We start from the raw sequence: 19707 nt of genomic DNA on the forward strand, positions 1-19707 counted from the left end.
ATATTTTGCTATTTATTCATAACAAATGTACGCTTTATTGGTTTGTTAAAAACAACCAAAATTTAATTTTTACCTATACCAGTTTGGAAAGTATTTATGCAGCCACTTAATATAAAGCTCACTAGCCAGAGTAAAGCTAAATACCTGCAAATAGCAGATGCACTTAGGGAGTCGATTATAAAAGGGGACATTCTCGCTGGCAGCAAACTCTGCTCTGCACGCGATATGGCACAAGCGTACGGATTAAACCGCCATACAATAATGAATGCCCTACAACTTCTTGTCGCAGAAGGATGGTTGGAATCCTATGAACGATCAGGCTACAGCGTTACCAATACATTGCCTATTCAAAACAGTATAAACACTGCCCAGTCTCAAGCATTGGCTCCTAAGCCGTATCGATTTGCTACCACGCTTACGGTGTCAGAACCTACAATGGACTTAAATCACTATGCTTATAACTTTGCTGGAGGCTTACCCGATTTAACACGCTTTCCCTATAAAGAATTTAAACGCTCTGTAAGTCATGTGTTTAATCATTTAGATACCAGCCAATTTCATTATGGTAGTGTGGCTGGGGAGCCTAATTTAAAATCGCAAATTAGTCATTATTTACACAAAGCACGAAACCTAAAAACAGCCGATATTCTTATGTGTAATGGCTCTCAAGAAGCGCTTTTTTTAGTATCAAAAGCCTTTATTAATAAAGGCGATTATGTTGCAACCGAAACCTTAGGTTACCCGCCTGCTCGTAAAGCATTTTCAGCATGTGGCGCGCAGCTTATAGATATAAAACAAGATGATGAAGGGTTGTGTGTTGATGATTTTAAAACTCAGCTTGAACGCTATCCCATTAAACTTCTGTATTTAACGCCACTGCATCAATACCCAACGACTGTGACCTTATCACCCACTCGGCGCTTACAAATTTATCAGCTGTGTTATGCCCATAATGTGATGATTATTGAAGATGACTACGACCATGAATTTCACTACCGTTGCCAGCCTTTGCAACCCATGGCTGCCGATGACCCCGCAGGCATTGTGATATATCTATCAACGTTTTCAAAAATTATGTTTTCAGCAGCAAGGATTGGCTATATCTGTGCAGCGCCTGGGGTAATCGCACAATTAACCGCATGGAAGCAGCTAATGAACCATAAAAATGATGTGATTATGCAATTAGCTGTCGCACACTGGATGAAAGAAGGTGGTTTTGAACGCCATTTAAAGCGTATGACAAAGCTCTATAAGCAGCGCTATGAAGCGATGTGTGATTATCTAACGCAGCTGCAATTATCAGGCTATCCAATTGAATATATAAAACCCGACGGTGGCATGGCGATGTGGGTTAATTTAAATAAACCGGTGGACCAATTAAAGCAAGTACTGCAAAGTAAAGGCGTGTATGTACAGGTTGAGCCTGAATTTTACTTTAAAGACTCAGAACGTAGTTTAATACCTAAGCAACACAGTTATGTACGTTTAGGATTTTCTGGGCAACCAACTTTGGCGATGCAGGCTGGACTTGAATTGATTGCTGAACACGTTTTCAAATAAAGCTTATTTGCTTAAGCTTTCAGCATCATAAAACATCGGTTTCAATGTGCCACAATTTATAAACTTATAATTGAGCTCACCAGCAGAGGGCACTTCAGTTGAGGTGCGAAACTTTTGTAAACAGGCACCACTTAAATCAACAAACATAATATGATGATAGCTTGGTGGCTGAGTTATTTGGTGAATGTAAATACGCTCGTTATTTTTTAGCGTAACCATGTCGTACTGTTGCCATTTGGATGCTGGACTTAAATCAGTTAGCTCACGAGTAAATAACTGCTCGCTAAGCTCTATTAATTTATCACTGTAAACTAAGCTACCCCCTTGTCTAAAATCTCCAAGATACACATCTGCGGTAATCGCGACTTCTTCGCCTCGCATTAAGCGTTGAATATTAAACGGCTTTGATTTTACGGTAACTAACTCAGCATCGCGTACTAAATCTAAAAATGGAATATCAGATACATCTACCTTGTACATAACATGCATATCATAAGGAAGCTCAAAGCTTGGAATGTTAATGGCGTATACACTTGAACCTTTATTAACCAATACCAAGGCATGCTCTGCTTCATATTTGGGGTTTAATGGCGGAAGTTCTGGTGGTTCTTCGGCATTAGCAAGCGAGCTGGTACAAAATACAATGCTGATAAATAAAGATACGAAATAAGGTAGCCGCATAATAACCTCAATTAATTTATAGATATAAAGTGTAGTATACATTTATAAAAAATTATCTTTAGTTAAATTTTAGTAAGGCTCAAACGTGATACACACTTAAGTTTTAGTGTGTATCAGTATATTTAGAATTAGCTATTATCTAATTGCTTTTTTCACTTCGCGCCAGTCAATAATCTTAAAATTTTGTGGTTGTAATGGCATACGGTTATAGCCGTCTTGCACTATAAGCATGCCTTCAGGATAACCTGGTAAAGCCGTTGCTGTTACGGTTAAGCCGTCAGTTTCACCTACGCCATCAATGCCTTTATCTAGGTTTGCAATTACATTAAACTTACCTGCAAAGCTTAGACTAGGCTGTTTATCATCTGATATGTTGTAAAGCACATAGCTATTATCGCCTTGGCTTGATACCACTAAATAGCGAGCATCATTAGCATGATAAATTTCCATACCTTCAACATCTGCCACCAGTTGCTTATTAACACTTTGTAGCTTTACTGCTTTGTTTCCAGCGGTAGGCTCTGCACCGATATACCAAATACCTGCATCTTCTTCACCTGCAAATAATTGGCCTAGTTTATCATCAGCACTACAGCCTTCAGGTTGGCTTGGTAGGGTAAACTCTCTAACCAGTTCACCGCTTAGGTTATCTTGATCACCAGTGAGTTTATACTGCTGGAATAAACCTGATTTATCATTAACAAACACGTAATGGCCAGAATCAGACGAATACATACACATACCGTAAATCTCAGGTAGGTTAGTGGCTATTTCTGTTACATGGTTTACTTTGTTTTCTCCATCAACAGTAAATACGCTAATACTGTTAAGCGTACGGTTGCTGGCAGTGATCCACGTATGGGTTTCGTTGTTTATACCTTGATGCTGGCGCACATCAACATTATTTAAACGCCCTATATTGAGCGACTGTACTTTGTTGCCAGCAAGGTCATAAACCATCAAGCCGCGGCGTTTATCTGTGCCTAAAATTAAGCTGTTTTTAGCGTCTTGCTCATTTATCCAAATTGCTGGGTCATCTGCTGCATCACCAAACGCTGCAACCGGTGTGGTTTGTGCGCTGGCATGAAGGTGAGTCATAGCAACTTTGCTATTTGAGACAGAAGTTTGCGCTGCGTAGTTAACGTTTGCTTGAATGTAAGCGCCGGTTTCATCATCAATCAAAACTAGCTGCGCTTGATTGTCATTAATAAAGCTTGCTGCAACAGACTCAATAGTGTACTCACCTGACAGTGACCATTGGCTAAGCGTGTCTGTTTGAGCTTGGTAAGCATAAACCATACTATCGTCAGTGGCGCTGAGCCATAAAGTACCGTCTTGTGATACTGATAAAGCTCCGATTTCAGTTTTTAATTCGCCGTATGGCTGTACTAAAGCCACAGGTTGCTTATTGGCATCTGATTCTGCATCAGCATTAATGGCCCACACTCCGAGCTCTGCCTCACCCACATACAGGGTTTTTGTGTCGTCATTTACTGCACAACCGGAAGCCTCAGTGACCGCAGGAAATTCACGTACTGCGATATTTTTAGCTTGGTTAGTTGCTAAATCATATATAACCGTTTCGCTGATCAAGCCGCGAACATCCGGCACAAACGCTGATACAGTCTCGGTATTGGTGTTTTTAAATAAACACACAGCATCTGGCTGGGCTTGAGGCGGACTAATACGAGTGAGTTCATTTAGCTGCCAAGTTTGGCCATTCTTTATCAGCTTAAAAATGGCTACGTTGTCTTGGCTCTTATCAAGACTGGCTAATATAAATTGCTGCGCTGATAATTGTTTTAGTGAAATTGACTCAAAGTTACCGGCTAACAGCACACTGCTTTTCTCGTTATCGGCAAGTAATAAGCCCTGGCTTTCGCTCGCCATTAGCCATTGATTATTACCTAGCGCTGCTGCTTGTGAGCCTTGCATGTTTTGTTGTGGGCCAAATAACTTAGCCTCAACAGCCGGCTTTGCTATTTCTGTCGTGTTTTGCGTATCGTCATTACTTGTACAACCGCTAAGCGCAGTTACAAGCACTGCACTTGATAGCACCGCTGAAATTGTATTTAGTTTAAAGTTCATTATTTTATCCTTTACTTATCTATGTGCTTTTCAGTGTTAAAACGTACTTCACCAAGGTGATTAATCGCGCTTACACTGAGAGTTTCGCCATTGATAGAGATACTTAAAAAACCAGGTGTTGCTTCTGCGTAGCGGGTAAATTCACGTTGTTTTACAAACCGCGCTTCGCTGCCACCACCAGAGACAAAGTGAGCCACCTTGCTATTTTTTGGTTGGTTGTATTGCAAGTCGTGCTCGTGCCCTGCGATATAAGCGTGCACGTTATGACGCTCCAAAATAGGTTCTAAAATGTCGCGAAGCCCTTGGTTGCGGCCAAAGCGTTTACCACTTGAATAAAGCGGGTGATGGCCTACCACAATTTTCCATTTTGCGTTACTGCCAGCAAGTTGGGTTTCAAGCCAATCCAATTGTGTTTGATAACTTTGCCCTTGAGTTGAGCGGTATTTTTCACGGGTTTTATATTCAGGCTGAATTGGATTGGTATCTAAAAAAACCATTAACACTTGCTCGTTGTTTTCAAGCGCAAATGTTTTACTGTAGTACCTTGCAGGTAACTGCCAACGTTGACTTTTTTCGGTGTAGTCAATTTGTGCTTGGGCATTACCCAAGTAATCGTGATTACCTAAAACAACATACCAATCTTCAAATGTGTGCGGGCCATGGTATATGTTCTCAAAGGCTGATTGCCAAAGAGGATCGTTCACACTTGCCACGCCATTTGGGTAAAAGTTATCGCCGGTCGAGACAATAAAATCGGCATCGGTTTGATACATAGCAATTTCTAGCTGATGAGCCACTTCTTTTTGGTAAAAGTGGCCGTTGTGTCCCCAGTCGCCAATTACCATAAAGTTAAGGCTATTAGGCAACGTAGTTAACTTGGCAATTTTTTGTTGTTGGTATAGCGCATCTTTATAAATAATGGGCTCGTTTGCACTAAGCGCTGATGAGCTCAGTAGCGCGGCCATTATGAAAGACAATTTAAACATGTTTTAACTCCAAAAAAGCACGCGATGGTTTGCCATTACGTGCTTAAAATGACAATACGTGTGATTAGAATGCGTAACGCAGCATTACTTGAATCACAGGGCCTGCTTCTTCCGATTCAAGCTCGTACTCATCAAATTCACGATTGTTTTGATCATCAAGTGAGTCAAACTTATTGAAAACTTCGTCTTTACTGGCATCCAGTAAGTTTGAACCAACTAGGCGAAGGGTGATGTCATCCCAGCGCTTTTCAACGAAAAGCTCTAAATCTGCACCGTAAGAGGTTGTTACTTCTTCACCCACAAAGCGTCCGTATGCATCACCTTGGTTACGGTACGTTGCACCAAATGATGCGCGTAGTGTTGGTAAATCTTGGATAAAGCCAACGTTATAAACATAATCAGACTGGTCGTTAAATTTACGCTTACCAAAACTGTCTTCAACTTCACTGTCGAGCCAAGAGTAATTTAAGAAGATACCTGTATTAGGCATGTTCAAGGCGCTAAGTGGGGTTGATAAATCAAACTCAATACCTTGAACTGTGCCGTCGCCGGTATTTTGTGGTTGCAGTACAAATGTGCCTTCGCCTTCTGAGCCTTCAACACCGGTACTGGCAATTTCAATAAGGTCGCTAACGTCACGGTAAAATACGTTTACACCGACAACGCCACTTTTACCTAAACGGTATTCGTAACCTAAATCGATACCCCAAGATGATTCTGGTTTAAGACTTGGGTTGCCTAAAAAGTCATTATCAGCGAGCTCTTCTTCAAGTAGGGCGGGTGTCATGTAGTCAAAGTCAGGGCGACGTAAGCTGCGAGCAACAGAGGCGCTGACTCGTCCGTTATCACTGACGCTGTAACGAAAGTGAGCCGACGGTAAGAAAAAGTCATAATCATTTTCGGCAGTAACGCCTTCATTGGTATCGGTAATACTTGAGTCAGTTGACTCCCAGCGCACCCCCATCTCCCATGAGAACACATCCGCTTCATGCTTGATTAGCGCAAATAAGTCAAAACGGTCTTCTTCAAGTTTATTAACACCGCCGTCTACTGGTTCAAATTCGTTATTAAATTGTGCTAATAACATTGGCGTCTCGCTAAATTGAGCCCATCCAGTCAGTGTTTGCTCACTTTCATCTTCAGCGACAAAAATGGCGGTATCGCGCTCTTTGCCTTGCACAAACGCACCAAACTGAACTTCTTTCGAGTCACCTACCAGTAAGCTGTGCTGCCATTGTAATGACCACTCTTTATCATCAATATCAACGGTTTCTTCAGCTTCTTCAAACACCATTGGGAGCTCTGACGTATCAAGTTCAACCTCTTGCTCATACACTGATTCTTCAAAGCTGGCATAACCTAACTTAAATTTGCTGGTACCGCCCAGTAGTGGTAATTCATAGCCAGAATTAATGTTGTAGTTGGTTTGATCAATAAACGAAACGTTTGCGTTATCTGACAGTAAATTGCCGCCTTCAACGACAGAGCCTGAGGTTGCAGATGCGTCGTCGTATTCAAAAGAGCGTTCGTCTTCGGTGCGGTCGGTATCAACCCACATGGCGCTAATATCAAACTTGCCACCGTTATCAAACACCTTTTCAAAGCTGGCATTTAAAGAGGTATCATCACCATCACGGATATCAGATTGATCTTCACGGTTATCAAAATCGTCTGTTGCGTAATTAGGGTTATTTTCAGGGCTATCGCCATAACGTCTGCTTGATTTTTGTTTTGGGTTATAACGACCTTGTAAATTGGCACCTACGAGTAAACGGCCACCTGCAAACTCAGTACCGTAAACGCCCGCAAAGCTTTCTTTTAGTTCGCCGTCATCGTAACGTAAGCCACCAGCGCGAATATAACCGCCGTCTAAGCTATAGCCATCGCGAAGTACAATATTAAGTGTGCCTGCTATGGCATCGGCAGAGCGGTTGGCACTAGATGAACGAATAATTTCTACACGCTCAATTAATTCTGCTGGAATACGGTCCACAAAAAATGAACGGTCAGCACCGGCACCCGGTACTTCTTCGCCATTAATAAGTACTTTTGTGTAAGCCGGGCTCAAGCCGCGCATACGTGCGCCGTCTGATTCAAGTACGTCAGATAAAAAAGTCACACTAGGAACACGCTTTAGCGCATCACCGGCGGTAAGTGGCTCAAAGCGTTGAAAGTATTCTTGTGAGTATTCCAGCGTGGGTGCTAGTTCTTGCGAGCGGTTGCGATAACCAATCTCGCCGTATACCACAAGCTCTTCAGAAACCTTTACTTCAGGTTCCCTTGACGATGTTTGTTCCTCTGCATTCACGCTTACACTAAATTGGCTCAGTGCTAATGCCGCTACAACAGCATTTAACTTAAATTGTTTCATTGGTTTGCTCCGGTTGTCCTTGGTTTGGTGAGCAAACTAAAAAAAGTTAATGACGCTAATGTGACAGTTTTACAGTTAATTCCTGACAAAACGCCAACTTAGTACTTTTCAAACAGACATTTGAGCTGTTTAAACACGGCTCCAGCGCACTAAAAATGGTTATTACTAGGTTAAATACTTATAAATTTTAATCTCAATGTCATATCAATGAGCCAAAATGACTCTGCCTAATAAATCAGTACCGCGCTAGCATACGTAATAGTGTAAATCTTAGAAGACTTAAACAATGCGATATAACCCATTTACCAGCCATGCAAAATTAACCAACACCATAATTTTATTATTGGTTATTGCTGTAGCAATATGCGCTTACTTTGGCGAACTTAAGCAATGGCAAGAAATTGCGTGGCTCGATATTGTCGGTGAGGGCGGTATTGTGTTGATGACCCTCAGCTGGATAGTTGCGTTACTTATTTCACGCCCGCCAGGCAAAGTAACTACCTTATTAGTGTTAGGTTTAGGTTTGTTTATGTTCTCAGCCACGCTCGATTTACTCGATGAGTGGTTAAAGCAACCTTCACAATTATGGCTCACCTGGTTTGAATCACTGCCAGCGCCGTTTGGTATGTCGCTTACCAGCGCTGGGCTTTATTATTGGCACCAAGAACAGTTTGTTCTAAATCGTCAGTTACGTCGTCGTGAAGCGCATCTGCGAGAGCATGAAAAAGTCTGCCCTGTAACAGGGTTATACCGAGTTAACTACTTACATTCACTCATGCAGCAACAACAAACAGAGCAGCAAGGCGGCACTTTAGGTGTTATTGATATTCGTGATTTTGCAAAGTTTAATGCGCAGTTTGGTTTTAGTGAAGGTGATAGGTTACTAAGAGAAATTAGTGATTTATTAGTAATGAATTGCCGTTTGAATGATGTGCTTTGTCGCTATGCTGGCGATTGTTTTATTGTGCTTATGCCGAATACCAGCCAAAGCCAAGCCAAAGAATTACTAGCGCAAATGAAAGCGGCGCTTAACCATTGTGCGTTTAAAGTCGCAAAAAGCAAAGGCGCACAGTTCCAGCATATTTTAACCGCCACCATGGCAATGGATTTAGCGCAAGATCCAGTGCAGCAAACCAGCCAGTTACATCAACAATTACAACAAGAAAAGGCCCTTGTAGGTGCAGCAGTATATTAGCCTAGATGATAAATACCTCAGCGCGGAGGGAATAATCACTGCGCTGGTGGAGCTTGCTCAAGGACGAGGGATCCCGCTGCATAAATTGCTGCGTGGTACGGGTATTTTTGAGCAAGATTTATATGATCTATCACAGCGCTTTAGTTTATCCCAGTTATTGGCTTTAATTAGCCAGTTTAAAGCCTTAATGAAGAGTAATGATAGTGGCTTTTTACTGGGTCATCAATTGGTTAATGACGTTAGCCCAGCAGTGCAAAGTGTGCGTTTAAGCCCCAGTTTAGGTATGGCTTTGAAGCAATTACAACAAATTAGTACCGTTATTGCCCCTTTATTATTTACCCGTAAGCATATATTTAAAGACGATTTATATCTGTACTTGCAACCGAGTATCGGTATGGACGAGTCATTAAAAAATTATTGTTTTGAAATATACAGCGCTGCGCTAATGAGCTTACTAAAACGAGTATGTAATGTGTATCCACATTGTTATTTTGACTTTACCTGTAAACGCCCTCGGCATATCCAAGAATATGAGCAGCACTTAGGTTTACGAATACGGTTTGAACAACCCTATACTCGTTGGCACTTTAATAAACAACTACTTAAGTGCCCAAACCCAGAGGCTAGTCAGCTTAGATGGCAGCAGTGCATAGCGCAAAGTGAGTTACATAAGAATGTATCACAGTCTTTTGTTGAGGCTGTGTGCCAGCGCATTTACCGTGATAAAAACAACAGCCTTGCTAACAGTGCTGAGCATTTTGCCATGAGCTCTGCTACGTTTAAACGTAAGTTAAAACAACACGGTGTCAGTTATTCTCAATTACAAGATGAGCAAAATAAACTTAAAGCTCTGCATTTACTGGGGGTGTGCCAGCAAGGTAATGAACGTGTGGCTGATCGGCTTGCATTTTATGATATTCCTAACTTTCGCCGTGCATTTAAGCGTTGGACCGGCATTACGCCAAGTCAGTTAAAAATATAATTAAAAACTAGCCGCTTGCTCTATAACAATGCCATGGCGCTTTGCTAGGCGCTGATGATCTCTGTCATAGCCTCCACCAATCACAGTGGCAACAGGAGTATTATTTGCAAGGCAGCGTTTAAGCACTAAGTGATCGCGCTTTTCTATCCCTTGCCAACTAATATCCAGTTTGCCTAAGCCATCCTCTTGCCAAATATCAACGCCAGCATCGTATAAAACAAGATCCGGGTTAAGCTCGTTTAATAAAAATTGCAGCGTATCGTCAACAATACCTAAATATTCAGCATCTTGCATATTATTGGCTAAACCAATATCTAAATCGCTAGGGGACTTTCTAAATGGGAAGTTTTTTTCACAGTGTATTGAACAGGTAAACGCATAAGGTTGATGAGCCAGCATAGCTGCGGTGCCATCGCCTTGGTGAACATCTAAATCAAAAATCAGTACGTTGGTAACTTCCCGATTTTGAATTAACGTTTGTGCGGTAAAGGCTAAATCGTTCACCATACAAAAACCTGAGCCAAAATCACTATGAGCATGGTGAGTGCCGCCCGCTAAATGGCACGCAAGCCCATTTTTAAGCGCTAAACGTGCGGTTTGCAGTGTTCCTAGCGGGGCGGTAAATGTGCGGTTCATTAGTGCTTGTGACCAAGGCAAGCCAATACGGCGCATGGCTTTTTCATCTAGGCGGTTATGCCATAAATCGTGAATGTAGTTTTCACAATGTACTATTTCTAGCTCTTTTACACTACCATGTGGTGGTTCTGTGATATTACTGCCAGCAAGTCCAAGGGTTTTAACATGCTGGTGTAGCTGAGCAAATTTACTCATTACAAAGCGATGCTTGGGATCAAAACTAAACGAGTAGTTAGGATGATAAACTAAAGGTAGATTGGGGTTTAAACTCATATCTGCGTCGTTTAATTATTTTTGGTTATGGTAATCAACTTCACGCAGTGCGTCTATTTATGTTTGGTGAATAAGCGTTTCAAGCTCGCGGTGTAATAATGTTTCATCAGCAAGGTTTAGCTCAACTAAACGCTTTAAATGCGTGATACTGTCTATATCAATACTATGGCATTTAAGACCAATATGGTTTTCTTCTATGTGACGAATAACCACCGGCATTTTTATTTCAATATCGCTTTGTGGCAAAGTAAAACGTAGTACTGCTTCGTCATTTTTGTTCCCAGTAAATGCATCGCTTTTAGTAATAAGCGCACCATGTAAAGAGATATCTAATAGAGTGCATTCATACTGGCTGCTAGCCATAACTAATTGCGCTGCAGTAGAGAACATAATACGAGAAAATTGCCGACGGTTTTGCATAATAATCTTATAAAGCTGTTATTTATAATAAGCATAGCTGGTAATGCCCAACACGCCAATTTGCTTAAAGATAAAAATAGCTCGCATAAAAAAGCCCCGCATTAAATGCAGGGCTTTTAACTTATTCACTGTGGCTGTTAGCCAATTTTTTTATACTTTATGCGCTTAGGCTGTGCAGCTTCTGCGCCAAGAGTCTTTTTAAGCCACTCTTCGTATTCAGTGTAGTTGCCATCAAAGAAGTTAATTTGGCCTTCGTCGCGGTAATCTAAAATATGTGTAGCAATACGGTCAAGGAACCAACGGTCATGCGAGATACACATTACACAACCTGGGAACTCTAAAATAGCGTTCTCAAGAGCACGTAATGTTTCAACGTCCAAGTCATTGGTTGGCTCATCTAGAAGTACCACGTTGCCGCCTGCTTTTAACAGCTTAGCTAGGTGTAAACGGTTGCGCTCACCGCCAGATAAGTCTTTAACAAACTTTTGCTGATCGTTACCTTTAAAGTTAAAACGGCTAACGTAAGCACGGCTTGGGAACTCAAAGTTACCAATTTTTAGTACATCTTGGCCGTCAGAGATTTCTTGGAATACCGTTTTGCTTTCGTCCATGTTGCCACGGAACTGATCAACAGTTGCTAGTTCTACTGTTTCACCAATGCTGATATTACCGCTATCTGGCTGTTCTTCACCGCTTAACATTTTAAATAGCGTTGATTTACCTGCACCATTGGCACCAATAATACCCACAATAGCGCCCTTAGGCATGCTAAAGCTTAAGTCATCAATTAAAACGCGGTCGCCAAAGCTTTTACGTAAGTTGTTTACTTCTAATACTTGGTCACCTAAACGTGGGCCAGGTGGAATAAACAATTCGTTGGTTTCGTTACGTTTTTGGTAATCAGACTGTTGTAGCTCGCTAAACTGCGCCATACGTGCTTTTGACTTAGCTTGACGACCTTTAGGGTTTGAACGCACCCACTCAAGTTCTTGTGCAATTGATTTTTGACGTGCTTTTTCAGATTTTTGCTCTTGTTGTAAGCGGGCATCTTTTTGCTCAAGCCAAGAAGAGTAGTTACCTTCCCACGGAATACCTTCACCACGGTCAAGCTCTAAAATCCAACCTGCTACATTATCAAGGAAGTAGCGGTCATGCGTTACTGCCACAACAGTGCCTTCGTAGTCATGTAAGAAGCGCTCTAGCCAGGCAACCGACTCAGCATCTAAGTGGTTAGTTGGTTCATCGAGAATCAGCATGTCTGGTTTTTCAAGTAACAAACGACAAATAGCAACACGACGACGCTCACCACCCGATAGGTGCTCAATTTTAGCATCCCACTCAGGTAAACGAAGTGCATCGGCAGCACGCTCTAATACGTTATCGATATTATGACCATCGTGCGCTTGAATAACCGCTTCTAATTCACCTTGCTCTTTAGCCAGTGCGTCAAAGTCAGCACCTTCCATTGCGTATTCGTTATACACTTCGTCAAGGCGGTTAAGGGCATGTTTTACTTCACCTACAGCTTCTTCAACAATTTCACGAACTGTTTTGCTTTCGTCTAAAACAGGCTCTTGCGGTAAGTAACCAATTTTAGTGCCTGGTTGAGGGCGAGCTTCACCTTCAAACTCTTCATCAACACCCGCCATAATGCGAAGTAGTGATGATTTACCAGAACCATTTAAACCTAGCACACCAATTTTTGCGCCTGGGAAAAAATGCAACGAAATATCTTTTAAGATAGTGCGTTTTGGTGGCACAACCTTAGATACTCGACTCATCGAGAATATAAACTTATCAGGTAAAACCATGGAAGAAGCCTTCAAATAATAATAAAAATTTCAATGCTGTATTGTAGTGGCTCACAGGTGAAACAGTCAACGAATGGCGTAGCTTTTCAAAAATAAGTAGGCTGTAAGAAAGTGTAGTAAATTGTTTTATATTGTATTGATCAATTGTATGGGTATTTAAATAACTGCATAGTGTTAACAGTTGTTTAGAAGAAAAATATAATGAATAAGTTTAAGTCTAACTTGATTTGCGTTTTCTTAAAAGCGCACATCTTAATTTTAGAGCTGTAATTTGGTTTCACTTTTGTCGTAACACAACTTGAATTTTTATATTGAGCGTTTAGGCGTTTATAAAAGGTATTTAAAACATCACCAGATACTAAACTAAAGGAATAATTATGAAATTAAAATGGCTTGTATCCCTAAGCGCAATAATTTTGGGAGGGTACTCAGTTGCGAGTAACGCTGAGATAATGCGAGTGAATGGACCTTATCAAGGGTTCGGCTTAGGCTCTACCGAATTCGATGTTTACGAAGGGGATAGCCTGCAGTTTACAACGTTTTATACTCAAGTAGGTTATCAGTTTTCACCATATTTTGCACTAGAAGGGCGTTTGGGTATTGGTTTAAATGAGGAGCCAACGCCATTAAATGGGGATGTTTATACTCAAGAACCATTGACAGGAAAAATTACTTCCGAACCTGTACATACTCAAGTTGGTTCCGGCTTACAATTACAAACAAGCATATTTTTAAAAGCTAATTACCCAGTTTCTTCCCGAGTTGGTGTATTTTTATTTGCGGGATACGCTAGAAATAAGTTGAGCTATAACGATGACTACAGCCGTTTTGCAAAAGAAGTTATTGGCTCAAACACAAATCAGTTTCTCATTACAGAGGAAAATTACGATAAGGATGGCAAAACATTTGGGGCGGGGGTTGATTACATGTTAAGCCAACGCTGGCAGGCAAGTGCAGAATACCAGTATTTTGATGCAATTCAAGGTAATATCTATGCTCTTAACTTTTCTATAAATTATCGTTTTTAAAACCGCATGCGCTACTGACTCTGGTAGCGCAACTCAAAAAATATTACTTAATAATTCTAAGTGCTTCTATAAATTTCGTTTACTATCCTAAATTTCATTTAGACATCCATACATCTAGAGGTTGATATTTTTGGCATTCTGTTCATAATGAGGGCGTATTAACTCTCGGTTTTTATGAGCAGGAGCTTTAAGAATGCCAATTACAGTAGAAGACGAATTGCCAGCTATTGCACGTTTACGTCATGAAAACGTGTTTGTAATGCCAAAAACGCGTGCAAAAACCCAAGAAATACGCCCTATGCGTTTGGCTATTCTTAATCTGATGCCTAATAAAGTAGAAACCGAAGTACAGTTTATTCGCTTGTTGGCTAACTCTCCGCTGCAAGTAAATGTTGAGCTATTGCGCCTTGATACGCACCGCAGTAGTAGCAACTCAGAGCAACACTTAGATACTTTTTATCGTTATTTCTCAGAAGTAAAAAACAACAACTACGATGCACTGTTAATTACCGGTGCACCGCTCGCACATCTAGAGTATGAAGAAGTAGCGTATTGGGAAGAGCTCAAAGTAATTATTGATTGGGCCGAGCAACATGTAACTTCTACCTTGTTTTCGTGCTGGGCTGCCCACGCGGCCTTATACCACCGTTATAATTTAAAGCGCGATTTAAAAGACAATAAACTCTGCGGGGTGTTTACCCATCAATGTTACTTTGCCCATGGTGCACTTACCCGCGGCTTTGACGATACCTTTTTAGTACCCCACTCACGCTATGGCCACATAGATATTAATAAAATAAACGCCTGTGAAGAGCTGGTGGTATTAGCGGGCTCTGAACGAGTAGGGGCGTATTTGCTTAAAAATAAATCGGGCAGCCAAGTGTTTATTACCGGCCACCCCGAATACGATGCCGACAGTTTAAAAGCCGAATATGAGCGCGATTTACAAAAAAGTCCCGATGCGCCAAAGCCTGAAAACTATTTTCCTGATGACGATGCCAGCAAACAACCGTCTAAAACATGGCAAAGCCACGCGTTTTTACTGTTTTCAAACTGGTTAAATTATTACGTTTACCAAACCACACCCTATGATATTAACTTAGTTAGCCAAGACGTAAGGACTAACAACTATGCCGAATAATCCTCAAAACAATAAGCATGAACAGCTAAGCGCTGCGCTCAAACAGCGTATTTTAATTTTAGATGGTGCAATGGGAACCATGATCCAAGCGCATAAGCTTGAAGAGCAAGACTACCGTGGTGAACGTTTTAAAGATTGGCACGTGCTTATTAAAGGTAATAACGATTTATTAAGCCTAACCAAGCCTGAAATAATTACTGATATACACCGCAGTTTTTTAGCCGCCGGTGCCGATATTATCGAAACTAACACCTTTAACTCGACCACTATTTCGATGGAAGATTACGACATGGCGAGCATAAGCCGTGAAGTTAATTTAGAGTCAGCTAAGTTAGCCCGTACTGTATGTGATGAATTTAGCGCTAAAACCCCAGAAAAACCGCGCTATGTAGCGGGTGTGTTAGGGCCAACATCTAAAACCTGTTCGTTATCGCCGGATGTAAACGACCCTGGCTATCGTAATATCACCTTTGATAAGTTAGTGACTGCGTATGTGGAGTCTACTCTTGCATTAATGGAAGGCGGCGCTGATTTAATACTTATCGAAACCATATTTGACACCCTAAATGCAAAAGCCGCCTCATTCGCGGTAGAAGAGGCGTTTGAACAAGCAGGGCGTACATTACCAGTGATGATATCAGGCACTATCACCGACGCCTCAGGCCGCACGCTTTCAGGGCAAACCACCGAAGCATTTTATAACTCTATTCGCCATATTAAGCCGCTTTCAATTGGCTTAAATTGCGCTCTTGGGCCAGATTTACTGCGCCAATACGTTGAAGAGCTATCACGCGTGTGCGAAACCTTTGTCTCTGTTCACCCTAATGCGGGCTTACCTAATGAGTTTGGAGAATACGATTTAGAAGCAGATGACATGGCAAAAGAGATTATAGATTGGGGTAAATCGGGCTTTATTAATATTGTTGGCGGTTGCTGCGGCACTACGCCTGCGCACATTCGTGCCTTTGCCAAAGGGCTTGAAGGCGCAGCACCACGAAAATTACCAGAGCTTGAAGTGCGCATGCGTCTGTCAGGCCTAGAAGCCTGTAACTTAAATTAAGGAGCCGCCAATGACCCAACAAATTGCAGTATTTACCAATGTCGGCGAGCGTACTAACGTAACTGGCTCGGCCATGTTTAAACGTTTGATCATGGAAGAAGACTACGAGACCGCCCTTAATGTGGCCCGCGAACAAGTAGAAAATGGCGCCCAGGTTATTGATATCAACATGGACGAAGCCATGCTGGACTCAAAAGCGGCCATGGTGAAGTTTTTAAACTTAATTGCCTCAGAGCCTGATATTTCTAAAGTACCTATTATGGTCGACTCCTCAAAGTGGGAAGTCATCGAAGCAGGCTTAAAGTGTATTCAAGGCAAGGCCATTGTTAACTCCATTTCACTTAAAGAGGGTGAAGAGCCGTTTATTCGCCAAGCTAAAATTATAAAACGCTTTGGCGCCGCCGCTGTTGTGATGGCGTTTGATACCGACGGCCAAGCCGATACCGCCGATCGTAAGTTTGAAATTTGTGAGCGCAGCTACCGTATTTTGGTTGACGAAATTGGTTTTCCGCCAGAAGACATTATATTCGACCCCAACATATTTGCCGTTGCCACCGGCATAGAAGAGCACGACAATTACGCCGTAGAATTTATTGAAGGCACACGCCGCATTAAGCAAAACTTACCGCACTGTAAAGTCTCGGGTGGGGTGTCAAATGTATCGTTTTCATTTAGAGGTAATAATCCGGTACGCGAAGCGATTCACTCGGTATTTTTATACCATGCGATAAAAGCGGGTATGGATATGGGCATAGTAAACGCAGGGCAACTTGCGGTTTACGACGACATCCCCGAAGAACTTCGTAAAGCCGTAGAAGACGTAATTCTTAACACCGACCCAGGTGCAGGTGAGCGCCTTGTTGAACTTGCACCTAAATATTCAGGCATGGCGCAAGCTGAGCGCGTAGAAGATTTAGAATGGCGCACTTGGTCGGTTGAAAAACGCCTAGAGCATGCCCTAGTAAAAGGCATAACCACCTTTATAGATGAAGACACAGAAGAGTGCCGTGCTGGCGCAGATAAACCTATTCACGTGATTGAAGGGCCACTCATGGACGGCATGAACGTGGTTGGGGATTTATTTGGCGCGGGTAAAATGTTTTTACCCCAAGTGGTTAAGTCGGCTCGGGTAATGAAACGCGCGGTCGCTTACCTTGACCCATTCATTGAAGCCGAAAAAGAAGAGGGCGCGACCAACGGTAAAATTGTTATGGCTACCGTAAAAGGTGACGTGCACGATATAGGTAAAAACATTGTAGGCGTAGTACTGCAATGTAATAACTACGAAGTAATCGACTTAGGCGTAATGGTACCTGCCGATAAAATACTGCAAACAGCAATTGACGAAAAAGCCGATATTATAGGCCTTTCGGGCTTAATTACCCCATCGCTTGATGAAATGGTACATGTTGCCAAAGAAATGAAGCGTCGTGGCTTTGAGCTGCCGCTAATGATTGGCGGGGCAACCACCTCAAAAGCGCATACCGCAGTAAAAATAGAGCCGCAGTACGACAAAGGCGTGGTGTATGTAAATAATGCCAGCCGCGCCGTGGGTGTGGTGTCTAATTTATTATCAAAAGAGCATAAAGCAGAGTTTTTAGCTAAAACCAGCGCCGAGTACGACAAAGTACGCGAACAACAAGCACGCAAAAAGCCGCGCTCAAAACCAGTTACCATACAGCGCGCCCGCGATAATGCTGCAAAACTCGATTGGGATAACTACACGCCACCCGTGCCTAAAAAGCTGGGCGTGACTGAGTTTAAAAATGTATCAATCGCGACTTTACGCAAATACATAGACTGGACGCCGTACTTTATGACCTGGTCAATCGCCGGTAAATATCCGCGCATAATAACCGACGAAGTAGTGGGCGAACAAGCACAAAGTCTATTTAAAGACGCCAACGATATGCTCGATGAGCTTGAAAAGTCAGGCACTTTGCAACCATTAGGTGTTATTGGTTTATTCCCAGCAAACCGTGTGGGCGATGATATAGAAATTTACACCGACGAAACCCGCAAAGAGCTATTAACTACCTCATGTCATTTACGCCAGCAAACCGAAAAGACCGACTTTGCTAACTACTGCCTAGCCGATTACATTGCGCCAAAAGGCACACCCGATTACTTTGGTGCGTTTGCGGTAACAGGCGGTTTAGAAGAAGACGACCTCGCCAATGCGTTCGATGCCAAGCAAGATGACTATAATAAAATAATGGTAAAAGCGGTTGCTGATAGGCTTGCCGAGGCCTTTGCTGAATACTTGCACGAGCAGGTGCGTAAAGAGTATTGGGGTTATGCACCGGATGAAAACCTAGGTAACGATGAGCTAATACGCGAAAACTACCAAGGTATTCGCCCAGCGCCTGGTTACCCAGCGTGCCCAGAGCACACCGAGAAAAAGAAAATTTGGCAGTTGCTCGATACCGAAAAACGTATTGGTATGCAGCTCACCAGCTCGTACGCCATGTGGCCAGGGGCCGCGGTTTCGGGTTGGTACTTCTCACACCCAGAGGCTAAGTACTACGCTGTAGCAGCAGTGCAAAAAGATCAGGTTGAAGACTACGCTAAGCGAACAAATATGATGCTCGCAGAAGCCGAAAGGTGGTTATCGCCTAACTTGGGGTATGAGCCAGAGTAAAAGCGAAAGGTTAAATAGCGAAGCGGTCAGTTTTTAGCTGTCAGCTATCAGTAAAACAAAAACGAGCCAAGTTAGGCTCGTTTTTTAAATTATACATAAAAAATTATTAAGAGTTATTGGCGAGTAGCTCATCTACTTTTTTTATAACATCTTCTGGTGTTGGCTCAGTCGTTTGTTGTTTTAACCAATCTGTTATTTCTTCGCTGACTCTATAACCTTTTTCAATGCAGTAGTGTTGAGAGGTAACCCAAATATCTGCCCCCCTAGAAGTGCTATAGGAATTACAAATAGTGTAGCCTTCACTTTTAATTTTACTTTCAATAAAGTAGGTATAAGTAGGAACTGAAATCAATAGTAAAATCAGAGTAACCCCGCAGAGCTTATACCATTTTATTAGAAGTTCTGGTTTTATTTCAATATTTCTTACTTTTAAGAATATCAGTCGAGTAAGCATTGCAAATGCTGGCGTATATAAAATTAAACACGCACTAAAACTTTTCTCATTAAAAATCAGAGGGTGCTTATTTAACGCCTCAAAGACAAATACCAATTCATTATATGATGCAATCGGTAAAACTATGGTGATGATAAAAAATAAAACAAATAAAAAGACACCCTTAATATTTTTACTTAACGCTAATTTTTCGGTTTCATTAAATTCCCTTTAATCATCATTTAAATAAGGCATACAAATAAATCACGGTTAAACTTTATACGGTTTTCGTCATGTGCTTTATAAGCAATTCTTAGACTAGCTATAATTTTTTAGTTATCCTATTAGTATAAATTAAACACATAGCTGTTCCTTCAACAAGTGCGCCTACAAGAATAAAT

General features: G+C 41.8%; 15 protein-coding genes. 7 read left to right on the top strand and 8 right to left on the bottom strand.

Features of this window, described 5'->3' with window-relative positions; genetic code table 11:
- The first annotated feature begins 96 nt into the window (after positions 1–96).
- Entirely contained in the window at positions 97–1560 is a 1464-nt protein-coding gene (locus tag QL989_RS12685; RefSeq protein ID WP_290170684.1) for a PLP-dependent aminotransferase family protein, read from the top strand.
- Positions 1561–1563: 3 nt separating this feature from the next.
- Here QL989_RS12685 and QL989_RS12690 read toward each other — a convergent pair whose 3' ends face one another.
- The 4 genes from QL989_RS12690 to QL989_RS12705 all read right to left on the bottom strand — a co-directional run bounded on the left by QL989_RS12690 (position 1564) and on the right by QL989_RS12705 (position 7686).
- Positions 1564–2241, bottom strand: a complete 678-nt coding sequence (locus QL989_RS12690; RefSeq protein ID WP_290170685.1) for a hypothetical protein — start codon at positions 2239–2241, stop codon at positions 1564–1566.
- A gap of 135 nt (positions 2242–2376) precedes the next feature.
- Positions 2377–4329: a phytase gene (locus tag QL989_RS12695; protein ID WP_290170686.1), complete on the bottom strand. Its 1953-nt coding sequence runs from the start codon at positions 4327–4329 to the stop codon at positions 2377–2379.
- An 11-nt stretch (positions 4330–4340) separates the two neighbouring features.
- The gene (locus tag QL989_RS12700; protein WP_290170687.1) at positions 4341–5315 is read right to left on the bottom strand and encodes a metallophosphoesterase; all 975 of its coding nucleotides are present in this window, start codon (positions 5313–5315) and stop codon (positions 4341–4343) included.
- 64 nt (positions 5316–5379) lie between these two features.
- A complete protein-coding gene (locus QL989_RS12705; protein ID WP_290170688.1) occupies positions 5380–7686 on the bottom strand; it encodes a TonB-dependent receptor in 2307 nt (768 codons plus the stop codon).
- 286 nt (positions 7687–7972) lie between these two features.
- On the opposite strand from QL989_RS12705, the gene QL989_RS12710 reads away from it, so the two are divergent.
- Both QL989_RS12710 and QL989_RS12715 read left to right on the top strand, forming a co-directional pair.
- Positions 7973–8881: a GGDEF domain-containing protein gene (locus QL989_RS12710; protein ID WP_010391112.1), complete on the top strand. Its 909-nt coding sequence runs from the start codon at positions 7973–7975 to the stop codon at positions 8879–8881.
- Entirely contained in the window at positions 8865–9863 is a 999-nt protein-coding gene (locus tag QL989_RS12715; protein ID WP_290170689.1) for an AraC family transcriptional regulator ligand-binding domain-containing protein, read from the top strand. The genes QL989_RS12710 and QL989_RS12715 overlap by 17 nt, the downstream gene beginning before the upstream one ends.
- Here the strand turns inward: QL989_RS12715 and QL989_RS12720 are convergent, their stop codons facing one another.
- The 3 genes from QL989_RS12720 to ettA all read right to left on the bottom strand — a co-directional run bounded on the left by QL989_RS12720 (position 9864) and on the right by ettA (position 13003).
- Positions 9864–10772: a histone deacetylase gene (locus QL989_RS12720; RefSeq protein WP_290170690.1), complete on the bottom strand. Its 909-nt coding sequence runs from the start codon at positions 10770–10772 to the stop codon at positions 9864–9866.
- 57 nt (positions 10773–10829) lie between these two features.
- Positions 10830–11192 carry a PilZ domain-containing protein gene (locus tag QL989_RS12725; protein WP_008111924.1) on the bottom strand — a complete coding sequence of 121 codons (363 nt, stop codon included), beginning with the start codon at positions 11190–11192 and terminating at the stop codon, positions 10830–10832.
- A gap of 137 nt (positions 11193–11329) precedes the next feature.
- Entirely contained in the window at positions 11330–13003 is a 1674-nt protein-coding gene (ettA, locus tag QL989_RS12730; protein ID WP_008111928.1) for an energy-dependent translational throttle protein EttA, read from the bottom strand.
- A gap of 377 nt (positions 13004–13380) precedes the next feature.
- On the opposite strand from ettA, the gene QL989_RS12735 reads away from it, so the two are divergent.
- The 4 genes from QL989_RS12735 to metH all read left to right on the top strand — a co-directional run bounded on the left by QL989_RS12735 (position 13381) and on the right by metH (position 18873).
- Entirely contained in the window at positions 13381–14031 is a 651-nt protein-coding gene (locus tag QL989_RS12735; protein ID WP_290170691.1) for an outer membrane beta-barrel protein, read from the top strand.
- A 193-nt stretch (positions 14032–14224) separates the two neighbouring features.
- The gene (gene metA / locus QL989_RS12740) at positions 14225–15172 is read left to right on the top strand and encodes a homoserine O-succinyltransferase (RefSeq protein WP_008111930.1); all 948 of its coding nucleotides are present in this window, start codon (positions 14225–14227) and stop codon (positions 15170–15172) included.
- Positions 15162–16232, top strand: coding sequence for a homocysteine S-methyltransferase family protein (locus QL989_RS12745; protein ID WP_178955385.1), 1071 nt, complete (start codon positions 15162–15164; stop codon positions 16230–16232). The genes metA and QL989_RS12745 overlap by 11 nt, the downstream gene beginning before the upstream one ends.
- 10 nt (positions 16233–16242) lie before the next feature.
- Positions 16243–18873 (top strand): methionine synthase, encoded by a 2631-nt coding sequence (gene metH / locus QL989_RS12750; protein ID WP_290170692.1) that lies wholly within the window; start codon positions 16243–16245, stop codon positions 18871–18873.
- 106 nt (positions 18874–18979) lie between these two features.
- Here metH and QL989_RS12755 read toward each other — a convergent pair whose 3' ends face one another.
- A complete protein-coding gene (locus QL989_RS12755; protein ID WP_290170693.1) occupies positions 18980–19327 on the bottom strand; it encodes a hypothetical protein in 348 nt (115 codons plus the stop codon).
- Positions 19328–19707 lie beyond the last annotated feature (380 nt).

Origin of the sequence: Pseudoalteromonas sp. APC 3224 (genome assembly GCF_030407535.1) — a bacterium.
Taxonomy (GTDB): Bacteria; Pseudomonadota; Gammaproteobacteria; order Enterobacterales; family Alteromonadaceae; genus Pseudoalteromonas.